The following is a 24,795-nucleotide window of genomic DNA, read 5'->3' as shown; positions in this document are numbered from 1 at the left end:
ACCATTTGGGAAATGAACGACAATAAATACCTTCCACCCTTGGATACTACCACCTTTCAAAGGATCCGGAAGTGGTATTTATTTGCATTGGCTACTATAGCCTTAAGTATTATTGTTGCCCAGATATTAATTCAGCACCATTTAAATTCCCAACTGGACGACTCAAAGGTAATCAACGTTGCGGGTAGGCAAAGGGCCTATAGTCAAAAATTGACCAAGGAAGTACTGCTATTAAAGGAAATATCCGATCCTGAGGAGAGAAATCAAATATTTGCAGAATTAGGGGAAACCTTGACCGTTTGGAAAGAATCCCATCAAGCACTTCAACAGAGTGATGTGGCTATGGGTATTTCGAAGGCAGAGAATGAGGAAGTCCAAGTGCTCTTTCAGAATATAAACCCTCATTATAATGCCATGGTAGGTGCTGTGGAAGATATTATATCCGATTTTAAGGATTCAGGGAAATCAAATCCCGACCAGTCGTATGTTGATATACTTTTGGAAAATGAGCGTTCTTTTTTGAAGATGATGGACACCATTGTCAATAAATACGATGTCCTAAGTAAAACACATTTACAGAATTTAAAGTACAAGGAATATTTATTGTTGGCCATATCGCTCCTTATATTGGTTTTGGAGATATTGTTCATATTTAAACCACTTTCCCTTCAAATTAGAAACACCATCAAGAATTTAATTGTCGCGCAAAGAAAATCAGATGACAGTGCCAAGGAGATTAAAAAACTCTTTCAAGAAAAGGAAAAATCCTTACAGGAATTACAGGAGCTCAATTTTGTTATAGATAATGCAGCACTTTTCGCCAGTACCAAGCAAGATGGAAATGTTGTTTTTATCAGTAAAAAGTTCAATGAACTTTTAGGCCGTAACGACCAAGATATAAACAGGCCGTTATACGAAATATTGACAACGGATGAAGGGCAACAGCAATACTTGGCGGAAGTATTAAAGAGCAATCGGAAAAATATCAGGACCGAAGAGATAAGGATAAAGACGGCCAAAGGGGAGTCGCTCTGGTTGGATATGTCCATTATCCCAATGCACCAGTCAAGTGCCCAGCAGTCTATTTTAATATTGTGCTCGGATATAACCGAACGAAAGCAGAACGAACAGAAAGTAGCACAGTTGACCCAGGCCAATTACGAAGAGACCATGAGGCAAAAGCAGTTGCAGGCCAGCCAGATTGTTGAAGGTCAGGAGGAAGAGCGCAAAAGGATTGCCAAGGATATCCACGATGGCATAGGGCAAATGTTAACGGCATTGAAGTTTAATATAGAATCGATAAATCTATCCAATAAGGAAAAAACGGCCGAGAAAATAGAATATATTAAAAGTCTTGCCAGCGATTTGATTAAAGGGGTGCGCACCGCAACCTTTAACCTGACCCCTCCTGAACTTAGTGATCATGGTATTTTTCCCGCATTGCACAAAATGACCCATGAACTCTCCAAGCTTACCGGTAAAAATATACTCTTTGAAAATAAGACCGATGAGAACATTCGTTTTAATTCCTTGGCAGAAACCAATATTTATAGGGTAGTACAGGAAGCGGTAAATAATGCCATTAAGTATGCCGAGGCCAATTTTATTTTAGTGACCATTAACTATAATGACAATATTTTAAGTGTTGTCATTGATGATGACGGTAAGGGTTTTGACGATTCTATTTTGGGGAAGGTTCCAAAAAATACAAGCGAAGGAGGTATGGGGCTTTTCTTTATGAAGGAGAGGATGAACTATATCAACGGACGTCTTTTTATTAATTCCATTCCTGGTAAAGGTACTAGGGTTACCATTAATTACAAGACGGATGGCCAGGAATATATTGATAGGCAGGAATAGTTTTCCATATATGGATTTTGTTCTGTATCGAAGTGACTTCACATTAAAGCATGGCAATAGCATCTTTGGAAGGAGGTTGATGATTTAAGTTAGATTGAAAATGAAAATAAGGATAAAAGGAAATTCAATTCGCTATAGACTTACCAAGACGGAGGTAGAAACCTTTAGCAAAGTGGGGTTTTATGAGGAGAAGACAGAATTTAAGGACCACATCTTTAAATATGTCTTGCAGAGCAAGGAACATATTAGCCACTTGGAAGCCGATTTTAAAAACGACACTATCAGCATGTACCTGCCAGAAAAGGATAAATTGGCCTGGGCCAATAGTGATCGTGTTGGGTTTCAAAACACCATTGCCTTGGGGAACGGGAAGGAGCTATTTCTACTTTTGGAAAAGGATTTTGTCTGTTTAGATGAAACTATAGAAGATCAATCCGATAATTACCCCAATCCCTTGATGAATAAAAGGAAATAGTACTAATCGCTTAGAGCTAAGTAAATACACAAAACAATATTCTACATTCCCACATCAGTTTCCTACTAAGTTTGTTAAGTTATTATTTGTGACGAAACATATCATTAGAAGCTAGTGTGAAATAATTTAAAGAATCTTTACTATTCTATCCTTAGTGTTTTATAAACCTCGTCTATGATTCTCTGTTGGTCAGCTAGGACAATTAAGGTGTCATCACTTTCAATTTCCGTGGATCCGTTTGGGGTAATATACTTGTCCCCTCTTTTGATCATGGCAATTATAGCGTTCTTGGGGAAACCCAATTCTACAATTTTTTTATTTGCCGCATAGCAATCAGTGCCTACAGCAATTTCTCTCATAATGGTCTTAGGATTTTCTGCAAATAGTAAATCAGTAGTTGTTAACCTTTTGGCTTTTTCCGGTATGGCCACTCCCAACCATTTGGCTACAATGGAGAGTGTGGTTCCTTGAATCAATATAGAGGTTACCGAGATAAAAAATACAATATTGAAAATCATATTTGCCTTGTCAATTCCTGCCAAAAGAGGATAAGTCGCAAATACAATAGGAACCGCTCCACGCAGACCTACCCACGAAATATAAAATCGCCTTTTCATTCGCATTTTGAAAAAAATCAGGCTAAGAAATACGCTAACGGGTCTTGCAACCAGAATAAGGAATAATGAAATAAGTAGGCCTATCCCTATGTACGGAATAATTTGCGAAGGAAATACCAATAAGCCCAAGGTTAGGAATAGAACAATTTGCATTAACCACGCCAAACCATCGAACATTTTTAGGATGGTTTTTTTATGTATCAAATCCTGATTGCCAAGATATACGGCACATATATAGATGGCCAGGAATCCATTACCACCTACAAAATCGGTTGCAGAAAATGTAATAAACATTAGCGCTATAGCCAATACCGGATAAAGCCCTTCAAAATCAAGTTTAATGCTATTGATTATATATTTGCTCAGTTTTCCAAAACCAAAACCTGCCGCCCCGCCCAAAATCATTTGTTGTAAAAATAAAGGTATAATGGAAAAAACGCTCTGATCCTGATGAACTACCAGTGTCAAAAAAGCGATTGTCAATACATAGGCCATGGGGTCGTTACTACCACTCTCCAATTCCAGAGTGGGTCTAAGATTGGTTTTTAAGGCCAGACTCTTGGATCGCAAAATGGAAAATACGGCAGCAGCGTCGGTAGAAGAAACAATGGAACCTAGCAACATACTTTCGTATATGGTGAAGTCGGTTATAAGCCAGACAAAGGTGCCCAAGGACAGGGCGGTCAACAAGACACCCAATGTGGAAAGGACCAAGCCTTCCTTTATAATGGGCTTAACGGCTTCCCAGTTGGTGTCGAGACCACCCGAGAACAATATGAAATTTAGGGATACAATACCAATAAATTGTGCTATTTTGGGGTCATCAAAACGTATTCCACCAATGCCATCGGAACCAGCCAACATTCCAATGGCCAAAAAGAGCAACAACGTAGGGACCCCAAATTTATAGGAAGTCTTACCAACAACAATACTTATGAAAAGTAGTATTGATCCGACCAGAACAATATTTTCTATGGTTAAATTCATTATGCGGAACTAAATTGTATTTCCGTAAAAATAAGGGTTCTTATTCAAGATTTTAATTAAAATCCGAATATTGGTTTAATTACACAGCATAAATGATTTTACCTAAAATATTCTTCCTTGCCCTTGAACCCTCCTTTAGTTCATGATGATGTCTAAATTGCAATACCGTCCTAAACTAGTCTTCTACCCAATCCACACTATTTTTTAAAATAGTTTGGTAGGCCTTATGCCCATGTGCCCTTTCATCGTGACCTAGAGTATTCCCTACAATTTTCGCCTTGGGATGTTTTACGACCCAGACCGTAGGGTATTCTTCCCCGGATTTTAAGCCCCTACTTACCGCTAGAACTTCTATCTCCGCTTCAGGGTCCTTTTCCCATCGGTACAATTCGTCCACGATCCTGAATTTGGAGGGAACGCCTTTCATTATGGGGTGATCTGGTTTAACCACCCTTACTTCAAATTCCTGAAGGTCTTCATGGGACCTGGAGCCCCCACCAACCAAGGTCTTATTGTATTCCGGCCAGTCCTCCCAATTGTACCAAGTACTTGGATGGTAGATAAGCATATTCATTTTCCCCTCGTTTACACGGGACATAATGGCATTTCTGGTAATTTTGTCCAAAGGTTTGTTGTTGCTCAATACCAGTACATCAGTCGTCGGGAGCAAGGTTCCCAATTCCATTGAATTTTCCGTGTACATAAACGTGTTCTTGCCACCTTCACTGAGAATCTTTCCATCCGTGATGCCAAAAAACTTTAGGAAGTCATGGGAACCGCCCCCGCCCATTGCAGCTATTTTTAGGGCTTCCTTATTCTCGGAAATATAGGATCCCGGGGCCGTTACTATGATCACCCCTTGCATCATTCGCCAATGCCCGGGAAAAGTACAGACATAGGGATATATACCGGGAGTATCCGGAAGTTTGAACACTACAGACCCTGTTACGCCCGGGGTCAACATATCCGTTGCTCCAAGTACATATCTCGATTTGGGCACATAGCCCATTTTTTCCGCTTCAGGATTCTTTAGGAACCCATCTACCATGGCCCCAAAAGTATCCAAACTGCCAGGTTGGATGACCACTAAGTTATGGGACATTTGATCTTTATTGTTCAAGACGATCTCTACGGTCTGACCCGCTGTGGCATGAAGTGTCTTTTTATCAAAGGCCATCTCCTGATTTACGGTATTGAGGACAAAGGTTACATCGGCCTTTATCTTGCCTACCTTGCCAATGCCCATGTCAATGTGTTGATTTCCACCGGTATTCACACAGTGGACAGCAATTAGGTTCTTTCCTTGTTTAAACAGATCACCTTTGTCGCTATCGAGCTTTATATACTTGTAAGTCTCGCTGGAACCCGCTTCCGATATCAAAAGTTGACCATTTACAAAAACTTCATAATCGTCGTCATGGGCTATTTTGATTACAGGTTCCGATATTTCATCAGCAATGATCACTTCTTGTCGCATCCAAATATCAGAGCTGCTCCAAAGGGTGTTCACCTGTTTCATGTTATTACCTCCAAACTTGGCTGCTCCTTTTTTCCAATCGGAATCATCGAATTCCAATTTCGTCCAGTTATCGGAAGGCTTGTCGGTAGTATATTTCCATGTAGATTTTTTTTCTTCGGCCGAGGGTACTATCATGACTACTGTAGATGGGTCTACCTCCTGGAAGTTCAATTCCCTGAAATAGATTTTTAATGCGGCATTGAGCCATTTGTCCGAGGTGATGACATCGTCTTTGGATAATTTTTCTATTTCGGTGTAGAGTGCGTTGGATTCCGGTAATTCCCCTGCACGCAATACCGCGGCAAGCTTGATCTGCGGGTCCGGACTACTTAACAGGCCGGATTGCGCCAAGATTTCACTACTTTCTTTGGTAGCAGGCAACAAAGCCAGTGCAGCTCGTTTTACGCCATAGGAACTATTGGTCAATGCTTTCTGGACCACCTCGTTGGCTTGTGCATTGGAACCATTGAGTGCGCCCAGGCCTTTTAAAGTCCATAGGGCGTGCAGGGCACCGGCATTCAGTCCACTTTGATCAATATTGTTATTGTCACCCGCCAATTTGATCAAATCCGGGATAAGCGATACTTTCTTATTCTCCACAATCAAACGTTGAGCCGTAGTTCTCCAGAACATATTATCGCTTTTTAGGGCTTTTAGTAGTTCTTTGTCATCCTCCGGATTTAAGGAAGTGATCTCCGAATCATCAGCATCTTCATGGGTAATAACGTAGATCCTACCGTGTCCATAATCGCGCAATGGATTATTATGGGCGTTGCCTTCTCCCTTGTCCGCGTTCCAGATCTGGTTGTCCATTCCCCGTTTGTCAGGGTTGTGCTGGATTACGGGATTGTACCAATCCGCCACCCATAAATTTCCATCGGGTCCGGTTTCTGCAAAGACCGGTGCGGTCCATGCATCGGTACTGGCAAAAATATTGCCGCCATCGACCTCCTTGTACCCTGCCCCATCATTGACTATTTTGGCAATATGCACCAGATGTCCGGTAGGCTCACAAACATACATTTGATTTCTATATTCTTCCGGATAGTTTCGCGCGGTATAGAAATTGGCACCGGCAGCGGCCGTATACCCTCCTCGTACATCTACTTGCTGTAGGGGAATGGTATCTACTGGACTAATTTCATAGTGACCTTGGATAAAATCGGCATTGACCGCCCAGGAAGGCATTTTTTTTAAATACTCATAGTGTTTCAAAGGAATCCCTACATAACAACAGTGGTTGTTGTTGGCGGTAGATCCAAATATTTCAAAATTCTCGTTAAAACCAAGTCCCCAGGTATTGTTGTTGAATTGGCCCACCGGTTCAAAATAGGAACCATCCTTGGCAAATTTGTAAACGCCCATCTTAAATTCTATCGGTTTTCCCTGAAACTGATTTTCAAACCCTGAATACCCAACGGAACCCCAGATCATGTTATCCAGCCCATAGCGCAGGTTGGATGGCCCTGCATGGGTGTCCCAGGTTCCGAAACCATTGAACAGCACAGTGCTTTTGTCCATCTTGTCGTCCCCATCGGTGTCTTCCAAAAAGACCATATTGGGAGCTTGGGAAACAATGGCCCCGCCTTTTACCAAGGTGATTCCCGTTGTTAGATTTTGCTCGGTGGCGTAATCCGTAAATTTATCGGCCCTGCCATCCCCATTAGTATCCTCGCAAATAGTGATCCTATCACCTCCAACATCGTTGGCCAGTCCGTGAGGATAGTCCTTGGATTGTACCACCCAAAGTCTGCCCCTTTCGTCCCAGGTAAAGGCTATTGGGTTGATAATATTGGGCTCAGCGGCATATAGCTCCGCTTTAAATCCTTCCGGAAGTTGGATATGCTTTTGGGAATCCTCCGGACTTAAAGGATTCTGGACCCTTGGGTTCTCTCCCGTATAGGTCAGTGGAGGGGGCGGCTCTTTTTCCCCTGAACAGCTGGATAAAAGTGCCATTCCACATAATAGCATTGAAAGATAAGCGGTTATATTTTTCATTTTTTACATTTTATTTTTATTGTTCAGTAGGGATATTTATGAGTCCATGGTTTATCGTAACAAAGAATGTAATACTCTATCAAATCCGTGGTCGATATTCCGAATAAGGTGTATTTTCGCTTACATCCACGGTGCCGGCTTCCCAACCCTCTGGAGGTGACAGGATGGCCAAAAATTCCAATTCCCCCTCTCCAGCGTTAAAAGTGCCATGGGCAACATTGGCACCGATATAGACCGAGTCACCCTCCTCCAATAGCTGCATCTCATCCTCTATCCATTGTTCGGCCGTACCCTTGAGTACATAAAGAATTTCATGCATTTCGGGATGAACGTGAAAGTTGTGTCCGCCGCCTTCCGGCATCACCACCTTTACCATATAGGAGTCGGCCTGTTTTATGGTCTCGGGATGATAATGCCAATGATGGTCCCGACCAAAGGCCTTTTCGAACATTTGGTCTTTTTCCTTGACAAATTTCCAATTCCTTTCCATACTCGAGCTATAGGGTCAATGCCTTGAATTCCTTGGTCAAATTGGTCAAGGATTGTTCTATGCCCATTCTTTCCAAGGACGATGCCCCCACAAAGCCGTGCAGGCCGTTGCAATGTTCTATCACGTATTTTACATCGGCTGGAGTATTGATCGGTCCGCCGTGGGCCAATAAAAATGCATTCGGATTGGCCTTCTTTACGGCATCCACAATTTTTTGTGTACGCTCCAACGCATCGTCCATGGAGGCGGTGGCACTGGTAACCCCAATGGATCCCCCGACGGTTGTTCCTACATGGGCAATAATGGCATCGGCACCCACATCGGCCATTTGTACGGCCTCTTCCGGTTTGCCCACATATACAATGGAAAACAAGTCCATTTTGGTAGCCAGATCCACCATATCCACTTCTTTTTGAAAACTCATTCCGGTTTCTTCAAGGACATTTCTAAAATGGCCATCGATTATGGAATGTGTTGGGAAGTTATTTACCCCTGAGAATCCCATATCCTTTACTTTTCCCAAGAAATGCCACATCCTTCTTCGTGGGTCGCTTCCGTGCACACCGCAGATAACGGGAATTTCCTCCACTACGGGCAAAACTTCGAACTCGCCGATCTCCATGGCCACGGCGTTGGCATCCCCATAGGCCATCATACCGGCAGTGGAACCGTGTCCGGACATTCTAAACCTGCCCGAGTTGTAAATTATTATTAAATCCGCGCCACCTTTCTCTATGAATTTGGCACTGATCCCGGTTCCGGCACCGGCCGCAATAATGGCTTTTTTTTGATTTACTACTGCTTGTAATCTATCTCTAACTTCTTGTTTTGTGTAGGGGTTTCCTTTCCCCGTCCATGGATTCGGCATAATTGTTTTATTTAATTACTTTTTTTATAAATATTTTGATATTAATTCTTGTTGGTGCACATAATCGCGGCCATTATATTTTTAGAACAATTCCTAATTAACTCCGGGGCTTGGTCCATAGCCTGTCTTAACTCCATAGGCTGATTTACTATGGAAAACACGGCATTGACGCCTAGATTGTATATTTCTTCAATTCCGTCCCCTATTTTTCCAGTAATTACGATTACAGGTACTTTGTGCTTTTTTGACATTGCCGCAATTCCTGAAATAGTTTTGCCATGCAGGGTCTGCCCATCTATCTTACCTTCGCCGGTAAAGACTAGGTCGGCTTGTTTTATAAATTCTTCTATTTTAATGGTCTGCAGAATTAATTCTATTCCATTTACCAGTTTTCCCTCCAAAAAGGCCATTAAACCCGCGCCAGTACCACCTGCTGCCCCTGCCCCTGGAATGTGGGAGATGTCGATACCAAGGTTGGCCTTAATCCTATTGGCATAATGGGCAAGGTTACTATCCAAGAATTCCAAATCTTGCTTACTACCACCTTTTTGGCCACCATAAACCATGGAAGCGCCTTTTTCCCCGGTAAGGGGATTGGATACATCACAGGCAACTACTACCTCGCAATTTTGAATTCTTTTATCAAAATTGGACAGATCTAGGGTCTTCAATCTTTCCAAGCCTCCACCTCCCTCTGGGATTTCTTCTCCCTTATCATCCAAGAATTTAGCTCCCAACGCCCTGACCATCCCTGCACCACCGTCATTGGTAGCACTCCCTCCAATACCGATAATGATTTTAGTACAACCCTTATCTAATGCATCCTTGATCAATTGTCCAGTACCAAAGGTTGTAGTCAATAAAGGATTTTTTTCATGTTCCTTGAGCAATTCCAATCCAGAGGCTTTGGCCATCTCGATAACAGCTGTTTTTTCATCCTTTAAAATACCGTATTCGGCCTTTATTTGACGCATAAGGGGATCCATTACTGAAACTGATATTCTACGGCCCCCCACCCCATTTATAAGCGCTTCAAGTACACCTTCACCACCATCCGATATAGGGATTTCGTAGATTTCAGCATTAGGGACTATATTCCGAATTCCTGAGGCAATATGGCTGGCCACTTCCTGTGCTGATAGACATTCCTTAAAAGAATCGGGGGCAATTACGATTTTCATTATAGTTTGATTGGCTCCGGGTTATTTTTTTAATTCATAAATACAAGGGAATAATGTACAAAATATTGGCATGAGAAAAATTATATCCCTTTTAAAAAGATGAATTCTTTCTACTCCACATTCGCTTTCACTTTTACAAAATCAACCAATAACGGAAAGGCAGGTTCGGTCATATTGTGTCCATAACCGTCCATTTCGTATAGGGTAATGTCCTGATGGCCGGCAACTTTCATCATCCTATAAAAATAGGCATTCTCCTCATAACGTCCCAGCATCTCTTTTTCCCTATCCCCGGTAATCAATAAGGTAGGTGGCGCATTTTTTCTTACATGGTACAAGGGCGCTAGCTTATCAATTATAGGTTGTTCCCCAGGAATACCCTGTTCCTTTCTTATAGTAAAATGGGTAATGGTATGCCCACTAAATGGTATTAGTCCCGCAATCAGATCCGAATCCAAATTGTATTTTTTTAGCCAGCTTTTATCCATAATGGCCATTAAGGCCAAATAACCCCCTGCTGAATGTCCGGAAACAAATATCCGACTTGAATCGCCGTTATAACGACCAATATTCTTAAATACCCAAGCAATGGCTGCAGCAGCATCGGCAATACAGGTTTCGGCCTCTATTTTTGGTGAAAGCCTATACCCTACCCCAACTACACAAAATCCTTTATTTTTTAAAGCCAATGGAATTTCCTTTTGGCCGGCAGTTAAACCTCCTCCATGGAACCAGATAACCACTGGAACTTTGTTGTCCCCTTCCGGATAATATATATCCAAAAGACTCTTTTCTTTCATGTATGAAGTCTGATCTGCTGTTTGGGAATCGTAGTAGTATACATTTTCTATGGTCTTATAATTAATGGCCTGGGCACTGGCGTAAAAGGGCAATACTGCCAAAAAAATATAAATGACAAGCTTTTTCATAGCTTAACTCTGGTTTAGGTTGGTTATATGGTTATGAATATTCCTCTAATATCATAAAAACAGATTAAAAAAATTATCCTTTTCTCTGTAAATAACAATAATAGATTTAGAATGGATACCTTATTCGACAGGAAATTAATCATTTTGCTGTAATTCAATCATGTAAAGTGTTATTCCTATTGGATTTGCCGAATGGATAAAACCTAGTAGCGTGCATATGAACATCGATTATATATTGGGAATGTCAATATTTAATCTGAATTCGATAAAATATAGGCTAGTAAACCCTAATGATATCTTTTATATTTGTAAGAAACGTCAAGTACTCTAAGGTAAATTTTGTTGGATTGATAAAATTGGGATAAGACGGAACAAGGATTGAAGTTAGTGCTGCCCGTACTTATATCATCTTCAGCCCTGGTTTCATTGTTTAATGGATAAGTGTAGGAGGACCTTGTAAGTACTGTTCTGCTTGTCTAAAAAAAATATTCTAAACTAATTAATAACCAGATGTTTGTTGTTGTTAACTTAAATGTATGGTTTATATAAAAAAATGGCTGTTTGAAGAAGGTATAAATTACTTTTCATCGGAAATTAAAGTTTTATGAAAAACCCTGGAGCCATTTCTGTGACGTTTAATTACCTATAAATTAATTAGACCATAAAATATGAAAATTGTTATTCTAGACGGATACACTTTAAACCCAGGAGATCTTAGTTGGGAGAACCTTAAAAAATTTGGAGAACTTACCATCTATGATCGAACTGAATATGAGAACAATAAAATTATTGAAGCTATTGGAGATGCGGAGATAATATTTACAAACAAGACACCTCTTCCAAAAGAAGTTTTGAATAAAGTATCTTCACTAAAATACATCGGGGTGTTGGCCACAGGCTACAATGTCGTGGATGTGGATGCCGCCAAAGAATTAGGTATTGTGGTCACCAATGTACCTGGCTACGGAACGACTGCCGTGGCACAGATGACTATGGCCCTACTATTGGAAATGTGCCATCATGTAGGAGAACACAATCGTGCCGTTAAAGATGGGGAATGGTCCAAAAGCAAGGACTTTTGTTTTTGGAACTACCCACTAATAGAATTGGACGGCAAAACCATGGGTATTATTGGTTATGGCAGAATTGGGCAAGCTACCGCCAAATTGGCCCAGGCATTTGGGATGAATATTTTAACTTCAGGGAGTAGAAGGAAACCTGAATTGGAAAGCGACACTTGTAAACAGGTAGATTTGGAAGAGCTCTTGGCCAAATCGGATGTGATAAGCTTACATTGTCCGCTTACCCCGGAAACCGAAGGTATTATAAGTGCTTCCAATATTGCCAAAATGAAGGAGGGCGCCATGATTATTAATACATCGCGTGGACAATTGATCGAAGAGCAAGATTTGAAGGAAGCTCTGGACAATGAAAAATTAGCTGGTGCGGCCATAGATGTTGTATCCAAAGAGCCTATAGATAGGGATAATCCATTATTAAAGGCTAATAATTGTATCATCACACCTCACATCGCATGGGCCTCAAAAGAGGCTAGGAATAGATTGTTGAGTACGGCCCAAGAAAATTTAGAAGCTTTTATAAAGGGAAATCCGATCAATGTGGTAAATAATTAATCTTATAATCTTTTTCAGGGAACGTTAAATACCAACCAATGGCACTGAACCTTAAACAAAAGTTGAGCAACAACCAAAATATTTACGGGATCTGTATTTTGTCTACTTCCCCCATTTGGTCAAAGGTGGTAAAGGGTACTGGTTTGGACTTTGTTTTTCTGGATACGGAGCATGTTCCCTTGGACAGGACGGAGCTGACTTTTTTATGTCAGGTATATAGTGCTCACGGTGTGGCTCCCATTGTCCGTATACCAAGTCCTGACCCCTATGCCGCTTGTATGGCCAAAGATGCTGGGGCTGTAGGTGTCCTTGCACCCTATATTGAAAGTGAATCTCAGGTACAGCAAATGGTAGGTGCTACCAAATATAGGCCTTTAAAGGGCGAGCGACTTCAGAAGGTGCTTACAGGGAAAGAGGAATTATTGCCGGCACTAAAATCTTATTTGCAGAACTTTAATCAGGACAGTTTATGTTTCATAAACATAGAGAGTAGCATAGCCGTACAGAGATTGGACGAGCTACTTGGTGTTCCCGGTTTGGACGGTATTGTCATTGGCCCCCACGATCTCTCCATAAACATGGGATTACCGGAACAATATGAACACCCTGATTTTGAGAGGACGGTTAAAGAAATAATACACAAGGCAAGGGCAAAAGGACTTGCCGCAGGAATACATTTTCCCGCCCATCCTGAATACCAGATAAAATGGGTGAAGGAAGGTGCCAATATTGTATTGCACAGTTCGGATATGCGACTTTTTAGACAAAAACTCGCTGAAGATATGGGTATTATTAAAAAGGCGGTAGGAGATAGCCACAATTTGTCCACAGGCAGCGAGCTGGCCATTTAATAATATAGGTGATGTGTTTTAAAAAGTTGATTATTAGGTTATTAAATTGATTTATATGAACAGGATTTTTAAACTATCCATATTCTCAATTCTGTTTGTTTTTGTTATTCCATCTGATCTTTTGGGACAAATGTTCAATTTGAGTGGAGCCAACATCATCAGCTTGGAGAGGAAGGTCCCCAAGTTTCCAAGATTTGGATTATAAACCAAGATGAATTAAATAAAAAGTAAGTCATGGAGGATAAAAAGAAAGACATAGATGGCAGAAGAAAGTTTTTGCTTCAATCGGGCTTGGCAGCTGTAGCCATACCCTTTACACAGTTGTCCTGTGAAAGTTCAAAAGAAAAGCAAGTAATAGAAGAAGAAGAAGAGGATGCGTTTGAATTTGCATTTCTAACGGATATACACATTAAACCGGAAATGAATGCACCCAAAGGGTTTCAGATGGCCATAGACAAGGTAAATGAATTAAATCCTGATTTTGTACTTACCGGGGGGGACCTGGTATATGACACCATGCGTGGTAATTATGAACAGAGTGAATCTCTGTTTACCCTGTATAAAGAGATGAGCAAGGGCTTTAATATGCCGGTTTATAACTGTATCGGAAATCACGACCTTTTTGCCATCTATGAGGAAAGTCCGGAATCTGAAGACCATCCCGATTATAAATACGGAATGTGGGAAAGACATTTTGGAGACACCTACTACTCTTTTGATCATAAAGGCTGGCATTTTATAACCTTGAACTCCTTGGATGTAACAGAAAACAAAAGATATCAGGGCATCTTTCATGAAAAACAGTTGGCATGGTTACAGGAAGACATTGCAAAGGTGGATAAAAGCACTCCCATTATCATTACCACCCATATCCCTATGATATGCACCTATTCCCAATTAAACGGCAGTGAAGGCAGTAGAACGGTCAATAATGCTTCTGAGGTATTCAAGATATTGGAAGGCCATAATTTAAAGCTGGTTCTGCAAGGACATATTCATTGGAAGGAATACGGATTCATCAATGATCGATTTCATTTTTTAACGGGAGGCTCTATTGCGGGGAATGGATGGAAAGGTAGAAGGCACAACACCAAGGAGGGCTTTGTAAAAATCAGGGTAAGTGGAAGCGATTTTTCATGGGAATATGTGGACCATGGTTGGGAAGCCGAAAGACTTAAATTGGCGGAAAACCACATATAGTGTTAAAATGCTTGCTAAGTAGTTACGAATTGGGGTAATTTATCAAAATGAAGATTACAACAAATACGGATTGGACCACTATTATAGAGGAAGTCTATGTGCCTTGCGGTCTAAAGGTTTCAAACCATGTGCTGGATAAGGAAAGTAAAGAATATGAAGCCTGCTCATTTCAATTAAATGGGTTAAAGGTTGTAGCTAGAAAGGCTAAAATCACTCCAAAGAAAATAGGACAATTCGTAACCTTATGGAAAAGAAATGCCAATGGCATAACCACTCCATACGAAGCCTCCGACGAGGGAGATTTATTCGTAATAAATATCCAAGAAGGGCCACGTAAAGGACAATTTATTTTCCCTAAGGGCGTCTTAATGGAAAAAGGAATAGTATCCCACCATAAAAAAGAGGGGAAGCGAGGTTTTCGCGTTTATCCTCCCTGGTCCCTGCCCACCAACAAAACAGCCCAATCTACCCGGAAATGGCAAATGGAATATTATTTGGAAATTGAAGAACATTCAAAAACGGACTTCGACAAAGCAAAAGTTCTTTATCAACTTCAGTGAAAATAACCAAGCTATAAACTATGTTTTGTTATCTGCAACCATCTCCATTCCTACTTGTTAGATTACCAAAAAGGGCATAAATCGTTCCTGTCTAGGCTATCTAACCTCCTTTCGCAATACTTCCAATGGTGGACTTTTAATGACACTTCTACTATTGGTTAATCCTATGATCAAGACCAGTAATGTAATTCCTGGGAATAACACTAAAAATGGGAATAAGGAAGGTGTAAAAGCTGATTCAAATACGAAATAAGCTAGTAACTGGCTGCTTACCAAGGAGAGCAAAATTCCGGACAAACCTCCCAAAACTCCCAAATAAAAGTATTCCAATGCCACTATTTTAAGTATTTGTTTGCTCCTGGCTCCAATAGTCCTTAGTAGCACACTTTCACGTATTCGTTGATATTTGCTGGTTCTAACTGCACCCATTAGTACGATTATTCCCGTAAGGATGCTGAAGAATGCCATAAAATTAATTATCCAAGATATTTTGTTCAACAAGCCTTCGATTACCACTAAAATTTGTCTTATATCTAAAATGGATACATTGGGAAATACCCTAACCAATTCCTTCTGTAACTTTGCCGATGATTTTTCATCGGGCACATTGGTAGTGAGCACAGTAAATTGTGGAGCCTCTTCCAAAATACCCAAGGGAAATACAATGGAAAAGTTTAGCTGCATCCTGCCCCAATCCACCGTTCTAATGCTGTTTACAACGGTATTCATGATTACCCCCTGTACATTAAAGCTTAGCTCGTCCCCCACTTCCACCTTGGCATCCCTGGCAAAATTATCACTCACGGAAATAGGTATTTTCTCTCTCGAGGTTACTTTTGGCACCCATTCCCCAAATTCCAATTTTTCGGAGGCGATAAGGCTATCCCTATAGGTTACCCTAAACTCATGGTTCAATATCCAAGAGTTTATCGTGGATGTTGTATCCTTTCTGATCTCGTTTACAGATTTACCTTCTATACTGTTTACCCTCATCGTAACAATAGGGATATCGGTCAACACGGGATGTCCGTCGTTACGTATGGTATTGGCTACGGCTTCTTTCTGTTCCGTTTGAATATCCAGAAGAATTATATTGGGGCTATTGGCATCTGTCCCTATGGTAGATTTGGCCAACAAGAAGTCTTTTGTAAAATATAGGGTGCTGATTAAAAAGGTTCCAATGCCAATTGCCAAGACCAAGGTCAAGGTTTGGTTCTGTGGCCTAAAGAGGTTGGATAAGCTGTGACGGGCAGTAAAACTCCAGGATCTAGGAAAGTATTTTTTTATTGTTTTCATTGCCAGTGCCGACAAACCGGTCATAATGGAAAAGGTAACTACAATGCCGGCAACAAAGGACAAGGAATATTTCCAATCCTTTAATAGCCAATATGAAAAGAGAAATAGGAAGGATAAAATGGCCAATGAGACCAAAATCAGCCCCCGTCTAGACCTTGATCTATCCACCTCCTGTACCCTTAAAGCTTGAAGTGGGGAAACATACAAGGTACCCATTAAAGGGTAGAGTGCGAAAAGGACAGACATGAAAAGGCCCAATAGAAGCCCCATGACTATTGCCTTCGGGGCCAAAGTCAATTGTACATCTACCGGTAATAGGTCCCCCAGAAGTAATGGAAATAATTGTTGTAAAATTATTCCTAATGCGGTACCTATGGCTCCCCCTATCAATCCAAGTGCAGCAATTTGTAGTAAATAAATTAAAAAAGTTTGCTTTTTGGTTGCTCCCAAGCATTTAAGAACAGCCACCGATCTTAGTTTCTCCTTTATGTAAATGTTGATGGCACTTGCAATTCCAATACACCCCAGAAGAAGGGCGATAAAAGCGACCAGATTGAGAAATTTTCCAAAATTTCCGTATCTCCTACCTAAATTGGCACTCGTAGAGGTATGGGTATCCAAATCGGCACCCTCGGCGTCCAATATTGGATCCAATTTTTTATCCAGTTTGTCTAGATCTGTATTTGGCTGGAAGAAATAATATTCGTAATCCAACCTACTACCCTTTTGTATCAATCCGGTTTCCTTAATGAACCTGTAGGGAATCACTACGGGCGGTGCCACAGAACTGAACAGCCCAGAGCTACCGGGTATTGATTTTAATGACCCGGAAATTGGAAAGGTAACTTCCCCTATTTTAATACTGTCTCCTGCCTGTAGGTTATATTGCAGCATAACAGTAGCGTCTACCAAAGCCCCACCATTTTGTTGGTAGTTATCCGCTGCTGATATAGGTAATGTTTCCAGTGTTCCATAAAAAGGAAATCCTCCTTCTATTCCGCGAACTTGTACCAATTTGGAAGCTCCTGTTTTTATGAAAGCCGCCATGGATGGAAAATTTATTTCTTTGGCATCAGGACCTCCAAGGGAATCCATTATTCCCAAAACCATTTCATTTGGTGGATTTCTACTGTCGATAATATAATCGGCCCCCATTAAGGATTTGGACTGTAAAGAGATATTTTTTTTAAGATTATCACCAAATGACTGGATAGAGACTACTGCGGCAATCCCCATAATAATTGAAGCCATAAAAAGAAAAAGTTTCCTTTTACTTGCCTTTCCATCGCGCCATGCCATTTTTAGCAGCCATTGGAACCCGGACTTGGAATTGATATTATATTCGTTCACAATGCCGTTGTTTCTTGGTTGGCAATAATTTTACCACCCTTTAACCTTAATATGTGTTTTGTTTTGGCTGCCAATTCCAGATCGTGGGTAACTATTACCAAGGTGGTGCCGGCATCCGCATTAAGTTGAAAAAGCAATTGTATTACCTTTTCGCCTGTTTCCGCGTCCAAATTACCGGTAGGCTCATCGGCAAATAATATGGATGGATTGTTGGAAAATGCCCGGGCCAAAGCAACACGCTGTTGTTCTCCACCTGAGAGTTGGGATGGGTAATGATGAAATCGATTTTGAAGACCTACCTTGTCCAGTAGTTCCATCCCGTTCTTCATGGCATTCTTATCTCCCCTTAATTCCAGCGGAATGGCCACATTCTCAAGAGCGGTTAGTGTTGGCAAAAGTTGAAAATCCTGAAAAACAAAACCTATATTCCTATTGCGCAGTATGGCCCTTTCATCTTCGTTTAAACTTCCTAGTGCTGTACCGCACAAGGTCACCGTGCCCGAATCTGGCTGGTCCAGTCCCGCACATATACCTAACAAGGTAGTTTTCCCACTCCCAGAAGGGCCTACTATGGAAAAAGTATCCCCTTCCTCTACGTCAAAAGTAATATCTTGCAATACCGTAAGTTTTTTAGAGCCACTCGTATAGATTTTCCCTAAATTGTTTACGTTTAATATCTTTGCCATATAATTTCTATTTCGTGATTTTCCTAAGTAGGCAAAATACTGAAATGATTTTGATTTTAATCCAATATCCCATGCGAACCTTGTTAAGATTTTCTTATTTATTATTCATTTTTTTCACTTCTTGTGGAAATATGGCCACCAAGAAGGCCGATGCTGGAGAAAAAGTGGAAGAGGCCATTGAAAACAAGGTGGAGACCAAAAGCGAAAGCAAGGTGATTTTGTTCTTTGGAAATAGTCTTACTGCCGGCATGGGCCTTGACCCCAATGAAGCTTTTCCCGCTTTGATCCAAGAGAAGATAGATTCCCTTCAACTGCCCTATAAAGTAGTTAACGCAGGCTTAAGTGGTGAAACAACGGCTAGCGGCAAAAATAGGCTTGGCTGGGTACTTAATGCCGATATAGAGGTTTTTGTCCTGGAACTTGGGGCCAATGATGGTCTACGTGGTATATCCCTGGAAGAAACCCGTGGAAACTTACAGGAAATCATAGATGTGGTGCAACAAAAAAATCCCAATACGACCATTATTTTGGCTGGAATGCAAATTCCTCCCAATATGGGTCAGGATTATACCAGTGAATTCAAGGATATATTTCCAGATCTTGCCAAAAAAAATAATGTAGGCCTAATTCCTTTTCTCTTGGAGGATGTGGCTGGAAATCCAGAACTAAATCAACCGGACGGTATTCATCCAACAGCCGAAGGACAAAAGATTATAGCCAATAACATATGGCCTATAATTGCCGAAATTATTAATGAGTAGGGTTTATTTGTGGGTTTGAAGAAGATCCTACCTGTCTTTAGGTGAATTATCCATTTACCTAGTGAATCAATGGGAAGTAATAAATCATATAGATTGGCTAACTTAAAGGAAGCTTCTTGGTACAGTTTTTGGTTATATTCGCCTCATATAATTGCTATTCAGTGCGAGTCTACATGTGGGTTAAAAATTTCTTTCCAGACAAAATATCTATCACTTTTGGGGCAAATGAAACCAGTCCATTATTTGGTGTGGGGATTAAAGCCTCCAATAAATTGCCTGTCCAAAAGCATCGGTCTGGATTATTTTTATTTCTAACATTAATTGGGTGAATCAGCCTCCTGACCTCTCGGACAATATAAACCTAAGTTCTATATATTAATTTAAAGTCGATTATGATTAAAAACAAATTTACATTTTTGCTCTCATTTTTATTTGGAGTACTGACCATAGTTAGTGCCCAAAAAAGTGAAACTTTATTGGAGAAAAAATCTGTTCCGATTTTTGAGAACGGAGAAGCCCAAGTCGTACCTGGTTTTAGTGATGAATCTACATGGATAACCCACGATCTTTGGGTTGAAACAGAATTTGATACTGACGGGGATGACAAGAAAGATAGGATGCACGTTTCTGTTACTCGACCAGGCCAAACTGAAACGGAAGGACTTAAATTGCCGGTCATATACATCAGTAGTCCATATTTTGCTGGTGTCGCTTCCAACTTGAACGAGATTTTTTGGGATGTACGGCATGAATTGGGAGCTACTCCCAAAGAGCGATTGCATCCCGAGGTAGTCAGAACAGGGGAAAGACCTTATATTTCAAAATCACATATACAAACCTGGGTTCCAAGAGGTTATATTGTAGTGCATTCATCTTCTCCAGGTACAGGATTATCCCAAGGTTCCCCCACTGTGGGTGGGGACAATGAGTCCTTGGCTCCCAAAGCCGTCATAGATTGGCTATGTGGAAGGGCTAAAGGCTACACGGAGCCTTATGGTAAGGAAAAGGTAAAAGCCTATTGGTCTACGGGAAAGGTTGGTATGACCGGTACTTCCTATAATGGTACCATACCCTTGGCCGCCGCTACAACTGGAGTTAAGGGATTGGAGGCTATAATACCCATTGCTCCAAATACTTCCTATTATCACTATTATAGATCCAATGGCCTTGTACGTTCTCCCGGGGGATATTTAGGTGAGGATATAGATGTACTATACGACTTCATACACAGCGGTGACGAGTCCAAACGTGCTCATAACAACAAAGTTGTAAGGGATACCGAAATGAAAAACGGTATGGATAGGATTACCGGCGATTACAACGAATTTTGGGCCGGTCGTGATTACTTGAATGATATGGAGCCCATGAAGGCCGCTTTATTAATGGCGCACGGGTTTAACGATTGGAATGTAATGCCAGAGCATAGCTATAGAATTTATAAGGCAGCCAAGGACAAAGGCCTGCCTACCCAAATTTATTATCATCAGAACGGTCATGGAGGAGAGCCTCCGCTAACATTGATGAACAGATGGTTCACACACTATCTACATGGTATTGAAAATGGTGTTGAAGAAGATGCCAAGGCTTGGATTGTTCGTGAGAATGATGACAAACAAAATCCCACACCCTATAAAGATTATCCAAATCCAGAAGCAGCTCCGGTAACGCTTTACCTTGAAGGAGGTGCACCAGAGAAAGGCGGATTAAGCACTAAAAAGAAGCTTGCTCAAGGCGTGGAAACCCTAGTGGATAATTTTTCCTTTTCTGGAGAAACTTTGGCCAAGGCAGAGAATACCAATCATCGTCTGCTTTATGTTACACCTACCCTTACCAAGGATGTTCACCTTTCTGGAATCCCTAAAATCAGTATTTCCGTAGCGAGTAACAAAGCTGCCGCCAATTTATCGGTTTGGTTGGTCTCCTTGCCTTGGAATGAAAGCAAGAAGGTGAAAATAACCGATAACATCATCACCCGTGGTTGGGCAGATCCCCAAAACCATAGTTCCATTACTAAAAGTGAACCTTTGGTGCCGGGACAATTCTACAATCTAACTTTTGAGTTGATGCCGGACGACCAGATCATACCCAAAGGCCAACAAATTGCACTTATGATTTTCTCAAGTGACAGGGAATTTACGCTTTTGCCCGATCCTGGAACAGAATTGTCGGTTGATTTGGACGTAACCACTTTAACCATACCTGTTGTTGGAGGTGCGGAAGCCTTTAAAAATGCTATAGAGTAGTTTGTTCTATAAGGAAGATTGGCGTTAATTAGTGGTCTTTCTAGCTTGGTTATAGTGTTGTTGGGCTGAATGCTTTTATGCCAACCTGATATTTATTAGTGAAACTCAATTTTGAGAAGTCAGTAAGACGCACTTAAAATTGCAAGTTGAACTAATCCCGCCTTTTTCGGCGGGATCTAGGTTCAATACCTCGACCCTTGGGTCGATTCCTATGATTGGGTTCAGGGCTTGCCCTGAGGTTTAATACCTTTTATCTACCAGTATCAATAAATGAAAACTCCTTTTTCCAAATTATTGGAAAAAGGAGTTTTTTTATTTGTTTGAAAGAGAATCCCTTCCATTATCCATACATCTTGGAACTATTTGCTCAAGTACATCTTACGTCTAGAATATAGGTTGTAGAATTCGTCATCCTTAAGACTGTCTATAAACAAAATGCTCTCCCCTGTACTCTTCATTTCAGGACCTAAATTCTTATTTACATTAGGGAATTTATTAAAGGAAAATACCGGCTGTTTTATGGCATAGCCTTCCAATTGCGGATTAAAGGTAAAGTCCTTTACCTTTTTGGCACCCAACATCACCTTGGTCGCATAATTTACATATGGTTCCTTGTAGGCCTTGGCAATAAATGGTACCGTTCTGGAAGCCCTAGGGTTGGCCTCTATGATATAAACAATATCATCCTTGATGGCGAACTGAATATTTATGAGTCCAACAGTATTCAGGGCTAAGGCAATTTTCTTGGTATGGTCCTTTATTTGTTGCATAACAAATTCGCCCAAATTAAACGGAGGTAAGGTAGCATTGGAATCCCCGGAGTGAATACCACATGGTTCTATATGTTCCATAATTCCGATGATGTATACATCTTCCCCGTCACAAATGGCATCGGCTTCGGCTTCTATGGCGCCATCCAAATAATGATCCAGCAATAATTTGTTATTTGGTATTTTTCTAAGAAGATCTACCACATGTTCCTCCAATTCTTCCTTGTTGATCACAATCTTCATTCCCTGTCCGCCCAAAACATATGACGGCCTTACTAACAGTGGAAAGTCCAATTCGTCTGACAGCGCCAAGGCTTCATCGGCCGTTTCGGCTACACCAAACTGAGGGAATGGAATATTGTTTTCTGCCAATAAGTTGGAGAAACTTCCTCTGTCTTCCGCCAAATCCAAGGCTTTGAAACTGGTGCCTATTATTTTTATACCGTATTTATCAAGCTTTTCTGCCAACTTAAGGGCTGTTTGACCGCCAAGTTGAACAATTACGCCTTCTGGTTTTTCATGTCTGATAATATCATAGATGTGTTCCCAGAATACAGGCTCAAAATAAAGCTTGTCCGAAATATCGAAATCCGTGGAAACCGTTTCTGGATTACAGTTGATCATGATGGTTTCATAACCACATTCAGAAGCGGCCAATACCCCGTGTACACAGCAATAATCAAATTCTATACCTTGTCCAATTCGGTTGGGTCCTGAGCCTAGGACCACAATTTTTTTCTTGTCGGTAACAATACTGTCGTTTTCTACATATTTCTTCCCGTCCGGAGTTTCTATTTCTGCCTCAAAAGTAGAATAGTAGTAAGGAGTCATGGCCTTGAACTCGGCGGCACAGGTATCGACCAGTTTGTAAATTCTATTTATGTTGAGGGCAACACGTTTATTATATACCTCACTCTCGTAACAATCCAGCATATGGGCAATCTGCCTATCGGCAAATCCTTTTTGCTTGGCCTCTAAAAGCAGGTCCTTGGAAAGTGTTTCAATGTTGAAGTTGGATATTTCCTTTTCCAGTTGATACAGTTCTTCGTACTGCTTTAAGAACCACATGTCTATTTTAGTGATTTCATGGATCCTGCTCAATGGAATCCCCAATTGAATAGCATCATAAATTACAAAGACACGGTCCCAACTTGGGATGGTTAGTTTGCTAATAATCTCATCGTAATTGGTGTATCCCTTACCGTCCGCTCCAAGTCCGTTCCTTTTTATTTCCAAAGACTGGGTAGCTTTGTGCAGGGCCTCCTGGAATGAACGTCCAATGCCCATTACCTCTCCTACCGATTTCATCTGGAGTCCCAAAGTTCTATCAGAACCTTCGAATTTATCAAAATTCCAACGTGGTATTTTTACTATTACATAATCCAAGGTAGGTTCAAATAAGGCAGAGGTAGATTTTGTAATCTGATTGCTCAGCTCATTTAAATTATACCCTATGGCCAATTTAGCGGCAATCTTGGCGATGGGATAACCCGTAGCTTTTGATGCCAATGCAGAAGATCGGGATACCCTTGGGTTGATCTCAATGGCAATTATATCTTCTTTTTCATCAGGACTAACTGCAAACTGAACGTTACATCCTCCTGCAAAATCACCTATACTGCGCATCATTTTAATGGCCATATCCCTCATTCGCTGGAAGGTTTTGTCAGACAGTGTCATAGCCGGTGCAACTGTAATGGAGTCTCCTGTATGGATTCCCATGGGATCCATATTTTCAATGGTACATATTATGACTACGTTGTCATTTTTATCCCTAAGCAACTCCAGCTCATATTCTTTCCAGCCCATTAAGGCCTTGTCTATCATGACCTCGTGTATTGGGGATACTTCCAATCCAAGACTAAGAAGTTCGTCGAAATCCTCTGGTTTGTATACTATGGATGCTCCTGCGCCACCAAGGGTGTAGGAAGCCCTGATGACCAAGGGAAATCCAAATTCTTGGGCAATTTCCTTACCTTTAAGAAAGGAGGTAGCCGTAGCTTGAGGCGCCATGCCGATACCAATTTTAAGCATTAGCTCACGGAATTTCTCCCTGTCTTCCGTAATATTAATGGCGTCTATATCTACACCTATGATCTTTACTCCATAATCTTCCCAAATTCCTTTAGTGTCCGCTTCAATACAAAGATTTAAGGCTGTCTGCCCACCCATAGTTGGTAACACGGCATCTATATTGGGATGTATTTCCAAAATCTCCCTAATGGATTTCGTTGTCAATGGTTTCAAATATACATGATCGGCCATGGTTGGGTCCGTCATGATAGTTGCTGGGTTACTGTTGATTAGGATAGTTTCTATGCCATCTTCTCTTAAAGATCTCAATGCCTGTGTACCTGAATAATCAAATTCACATGCTTGACCGATAACGATGGGTCCAGAACCAATAATTAAAATAGAGTTTAAATCTTTTCTTTTGGGCATTTTACTAGTTATTTATATATATGAAAAAGGGAATTGGACAAAAAAAAGGTGCTACTTCGGAAAAAGTAACACCTTGTT

General features: G+C 40.9%; 17 protein-coding genes. 8 read left to right on the top strand and 9 right to left on the bottom strand.

Annotation, left to right across the window (positions count from 1 at the left end):
* Nucleotides 1-12 precede the first annotated feature (12 nt).
* Nucleotides 13-1,860, top strand: a complete 1,848-nt coding sequence (locus BUA60_RS06835; RefSeq protein ID WP_072861024.1) for a sensor histidine kinase — start codon at nucleotides 13-15, stop codon at nucleotides 1,858-1,860.
* 100 nt (nucleotides 1,861-1,960) lie between these two features.
* Nucleotides 1,961-2,335 (top strand): DUF7009 family protein, encoded by a 375-nt coding sequence (locus tag BUA60_RS06830; RefSeq protein ID WP_072861023.1) that lies wholly within the window; start codon nucleotides 1,961-1,963, stop codon nucleotides 2,333-2,335.
* A 140-nt stretch (nucleotides 2,336-2,475) separates the two neighbouring features.
* Here BUA60_RS06830 and BUA60_RS06825 read toward each other — a convergent pair whose 3' ends face one another.
* From BUA60_RS06825 to BUA60_RS06800, 6 genes are all read right to left on the bottom strand, one after another.
* Complete coding sequence (locus tag BUA60_RS06825; RefSeq protein ID WP_072861022.1) at nucleotides 2,476-3,939, bottom strand: potassium/proton antiporter; 1,464 nt, start codon at nucleotides 3,937-3,939, stop codon at nucleotides 2,476-2,478.
* A gap of 175 nt (nucleotides 3,940-4,114) precedes the next feature.
* Nucleotides 4,115-7,456: a PVC-type heme-binding CxxCH protein gene (locus BUA60_RS06820; protein ID WP_084532517.1), complete on the bottom strand. Its 3,342-nt coding sequence runs from the start codon at nucleotides 7,454-7,456 to the stop codon at nucleotides 4,115-4,117.
* A gap of 79 nt (nucleotides 7,457-7,535) precedes the next feature.
* A complete protein-coding gene (locus BUA60_RS06815) occupies nucleotides 7,536-7,946 on the bottom strand; it encodes a cupin domain-containing protein (protein ID WP_072861020.1) in 411 nt (136 codons plus the stop codon).
* 7 nt (nucleotides 7,947-7,953) lie between these two features.
* Nucleotides 7,954-8,814, bottom strand: coding sequence for a phosphoenolpyruvate hydrolase family protein (locus BUA60_RS06810; protein ID WP_072861019.1), 861 nt, complete (start codon nucleotides 8,812-8,814; stop codon nucleotides 7,954-7,956).
* A 41-nt stretch (nucleotides 8,815-8,855) separates the two neighbouring features.
* The gene (locus BUA60_RS06805) at nucleotides 8,856-9,995 is read right to left on the bottom strand and encodes a glycerate kinase (protein WP_072861018.1); all 1,140 of its coding nucleotides are present in this window, start codon (nucleotides 9,993-9,995) and stop codon (nucleotides 8,856-8,858) included.
* A 110-nt stretch (nucleotides 9,996-10,105) separates the two neighbouring features.
* Nucleotides 10,106-10,924, bottom strand: coding sequence for an alpha/beta hydrolase (locus BUA60_RS06800; protein WP_072861017.1), 819 nt, complete (start codon nucleotides 10,922-10,924; stop codon nucleotides 10,106-10,108).
* 668 nt (nucleotides 10,925-11,592) lie between these two features.
* Between BUA60_RS06800 and BUA60_RS06795 the strand changes: the two genes are divergently transcribed.
* The 4 genes from BUA60_RS06795 (at nucleotide 11,593) to BUA60_RS06780 (ending at nucleotide 15,169) form a co-directional block, all read left to right on the top strand.
* A complete protein-coding gene (locus tag BUA60_RS06795) occupies nucleotides 11,593-12,558 on the top strand; it encodes a D-2-hydroxyacid dehydrogenase (protein WP_072861016.1) in 966 nt (321 codons plus the stop codon).
* A gap of 38 nt (nucleotides 12,559-12,596) precedes the next feature.
* Nucleotides 12,597-13,409: an HpcH/HpaI aldolase family protein gene (locus tag BUA60_RS06790; protein ID WP_072861015.1), complete on the top strand. Its 813-nt coding sequence runs from the start codon at nucleotides 12,597-12,599 to the stop codon at nucleotides 13,407-13,409.
* Between the two features lie 234 nt (nucleotides 13,410-13,643).
* Nucleotides 13,644-14,609 (top strand): metallophosphoesterase family protein, encoded by a 966-nt coding sequence (locus tag BUA60_RS06785; RefSeq protein WP_072861014.1) that lies wholly within the window; start codon nucleotides 13,644-13,646, stop codon nucleotides 14,607-14,609.
* Between the two features lie 47 nt (nucleotides 14,610-14,656).
* On the top strand, nucleotides 14,657-15,169 hold the full coding sequence (locus tag BUA60_RS06780) for a MepB family protein (protein WP_072861013.1): 513 nt from the start codon (nucleotides 14,657-14,659) through the stop codon (nucleotides 15,167-15,169).
* A 96-nt stretch (nucleotides 15,170-15,265) separates the two neighbouring features.
* Here the strand turns inward: BUA60_RS06780 and BUA60_RS06775 are convergent, their stop codons facing one another.
* A complete protein-coding gene (locus tag BUA60_RS06775; RefSeq protein ID WP_072861589.1) occupies nucleotides 15,266-17,764 on the bottom strand; it encodes an ABC transporter permease in 2,499 nt (832 codons plus the stop codon).
* A gap of 47 nt (nucleotides 17,765-17,811) precedes the next feature.
* Nucleotides 17,812-18,501, bottom strand: coding sequence for an ABC transporter ATP-binding protein (locus BUA60_RS06770; RefSeq protein WP_072861012.1), 690 nt, complete (start codon nucleotides 18,499-18,501; stop codon nucleotides 17,812-17,814).
* 71 nt (nucleotides 18,502-18,572) lie between these two features.
* Between BUA60_RS06770 and BUA60_RS06765 the strand changes: the two genes are divergently transcribed.
* Nucleotides 18,573-19,262 carry an arylesterase gene (locus tag BUA60_RS06765; RefSeq protein WP_072861588.1) on the top strand — a complete coding sequence of 230 codons (690 nt, stop codon included), beginning with the start codon at nucleotides 18,573-18,575 and terminating at the stop codon, nucleotides 19,260-19,262.
* Nucleotides 19,263-19,654: 392 nt separating this feature from the next.
* Entirely contained in the window at nucleotides 19,655-21,505 is a 1,851-nt protein-coding gene (locus BUA60_RS06760) for a Xaa-Pro dipeptidyl-peptidase (RefSeq protein ID WP_072861011.1), read from the top strand.
* 359 nt (nucleotides 21,506-21,864) lie between these two features.
* On the opposite strand, the gene carB is transcribed toward BUA60_RS06760, so the two are convergent.
* Nucleotides 21,865-24,717 carry a carbamoyl-phosphate synthase large subunit gene (gene carB, locus BUA60_RS06755; RefSeq protein WP_072861010.1) on the bottom strand — a complete coding sequence of 951 codons (2,853 nt, stop codon included), beginning with the start codon at nucleotides 24,715-24,717 and terminating at the stop codon, nucleotides 21,865-21,867.
* Nucleotides 24,718-24,795: the final 78 nt, after the last annotated feature.

This window comes from Arenibacter palladensis (genome assembly GCF_900129275.1).
Taxonomy (GTDB): Bacteria; Bacteroidota; Bacteroidia; order Flavobacteriales; family Flavobacteriaceae; genus Arenibacter; species Arenibacter palladensis.
The sequence above is the reverse complement of the archived record's forward strand: the minus strand, read 5'-3'. Positions and strand labels throughout refer to the sequence as shown.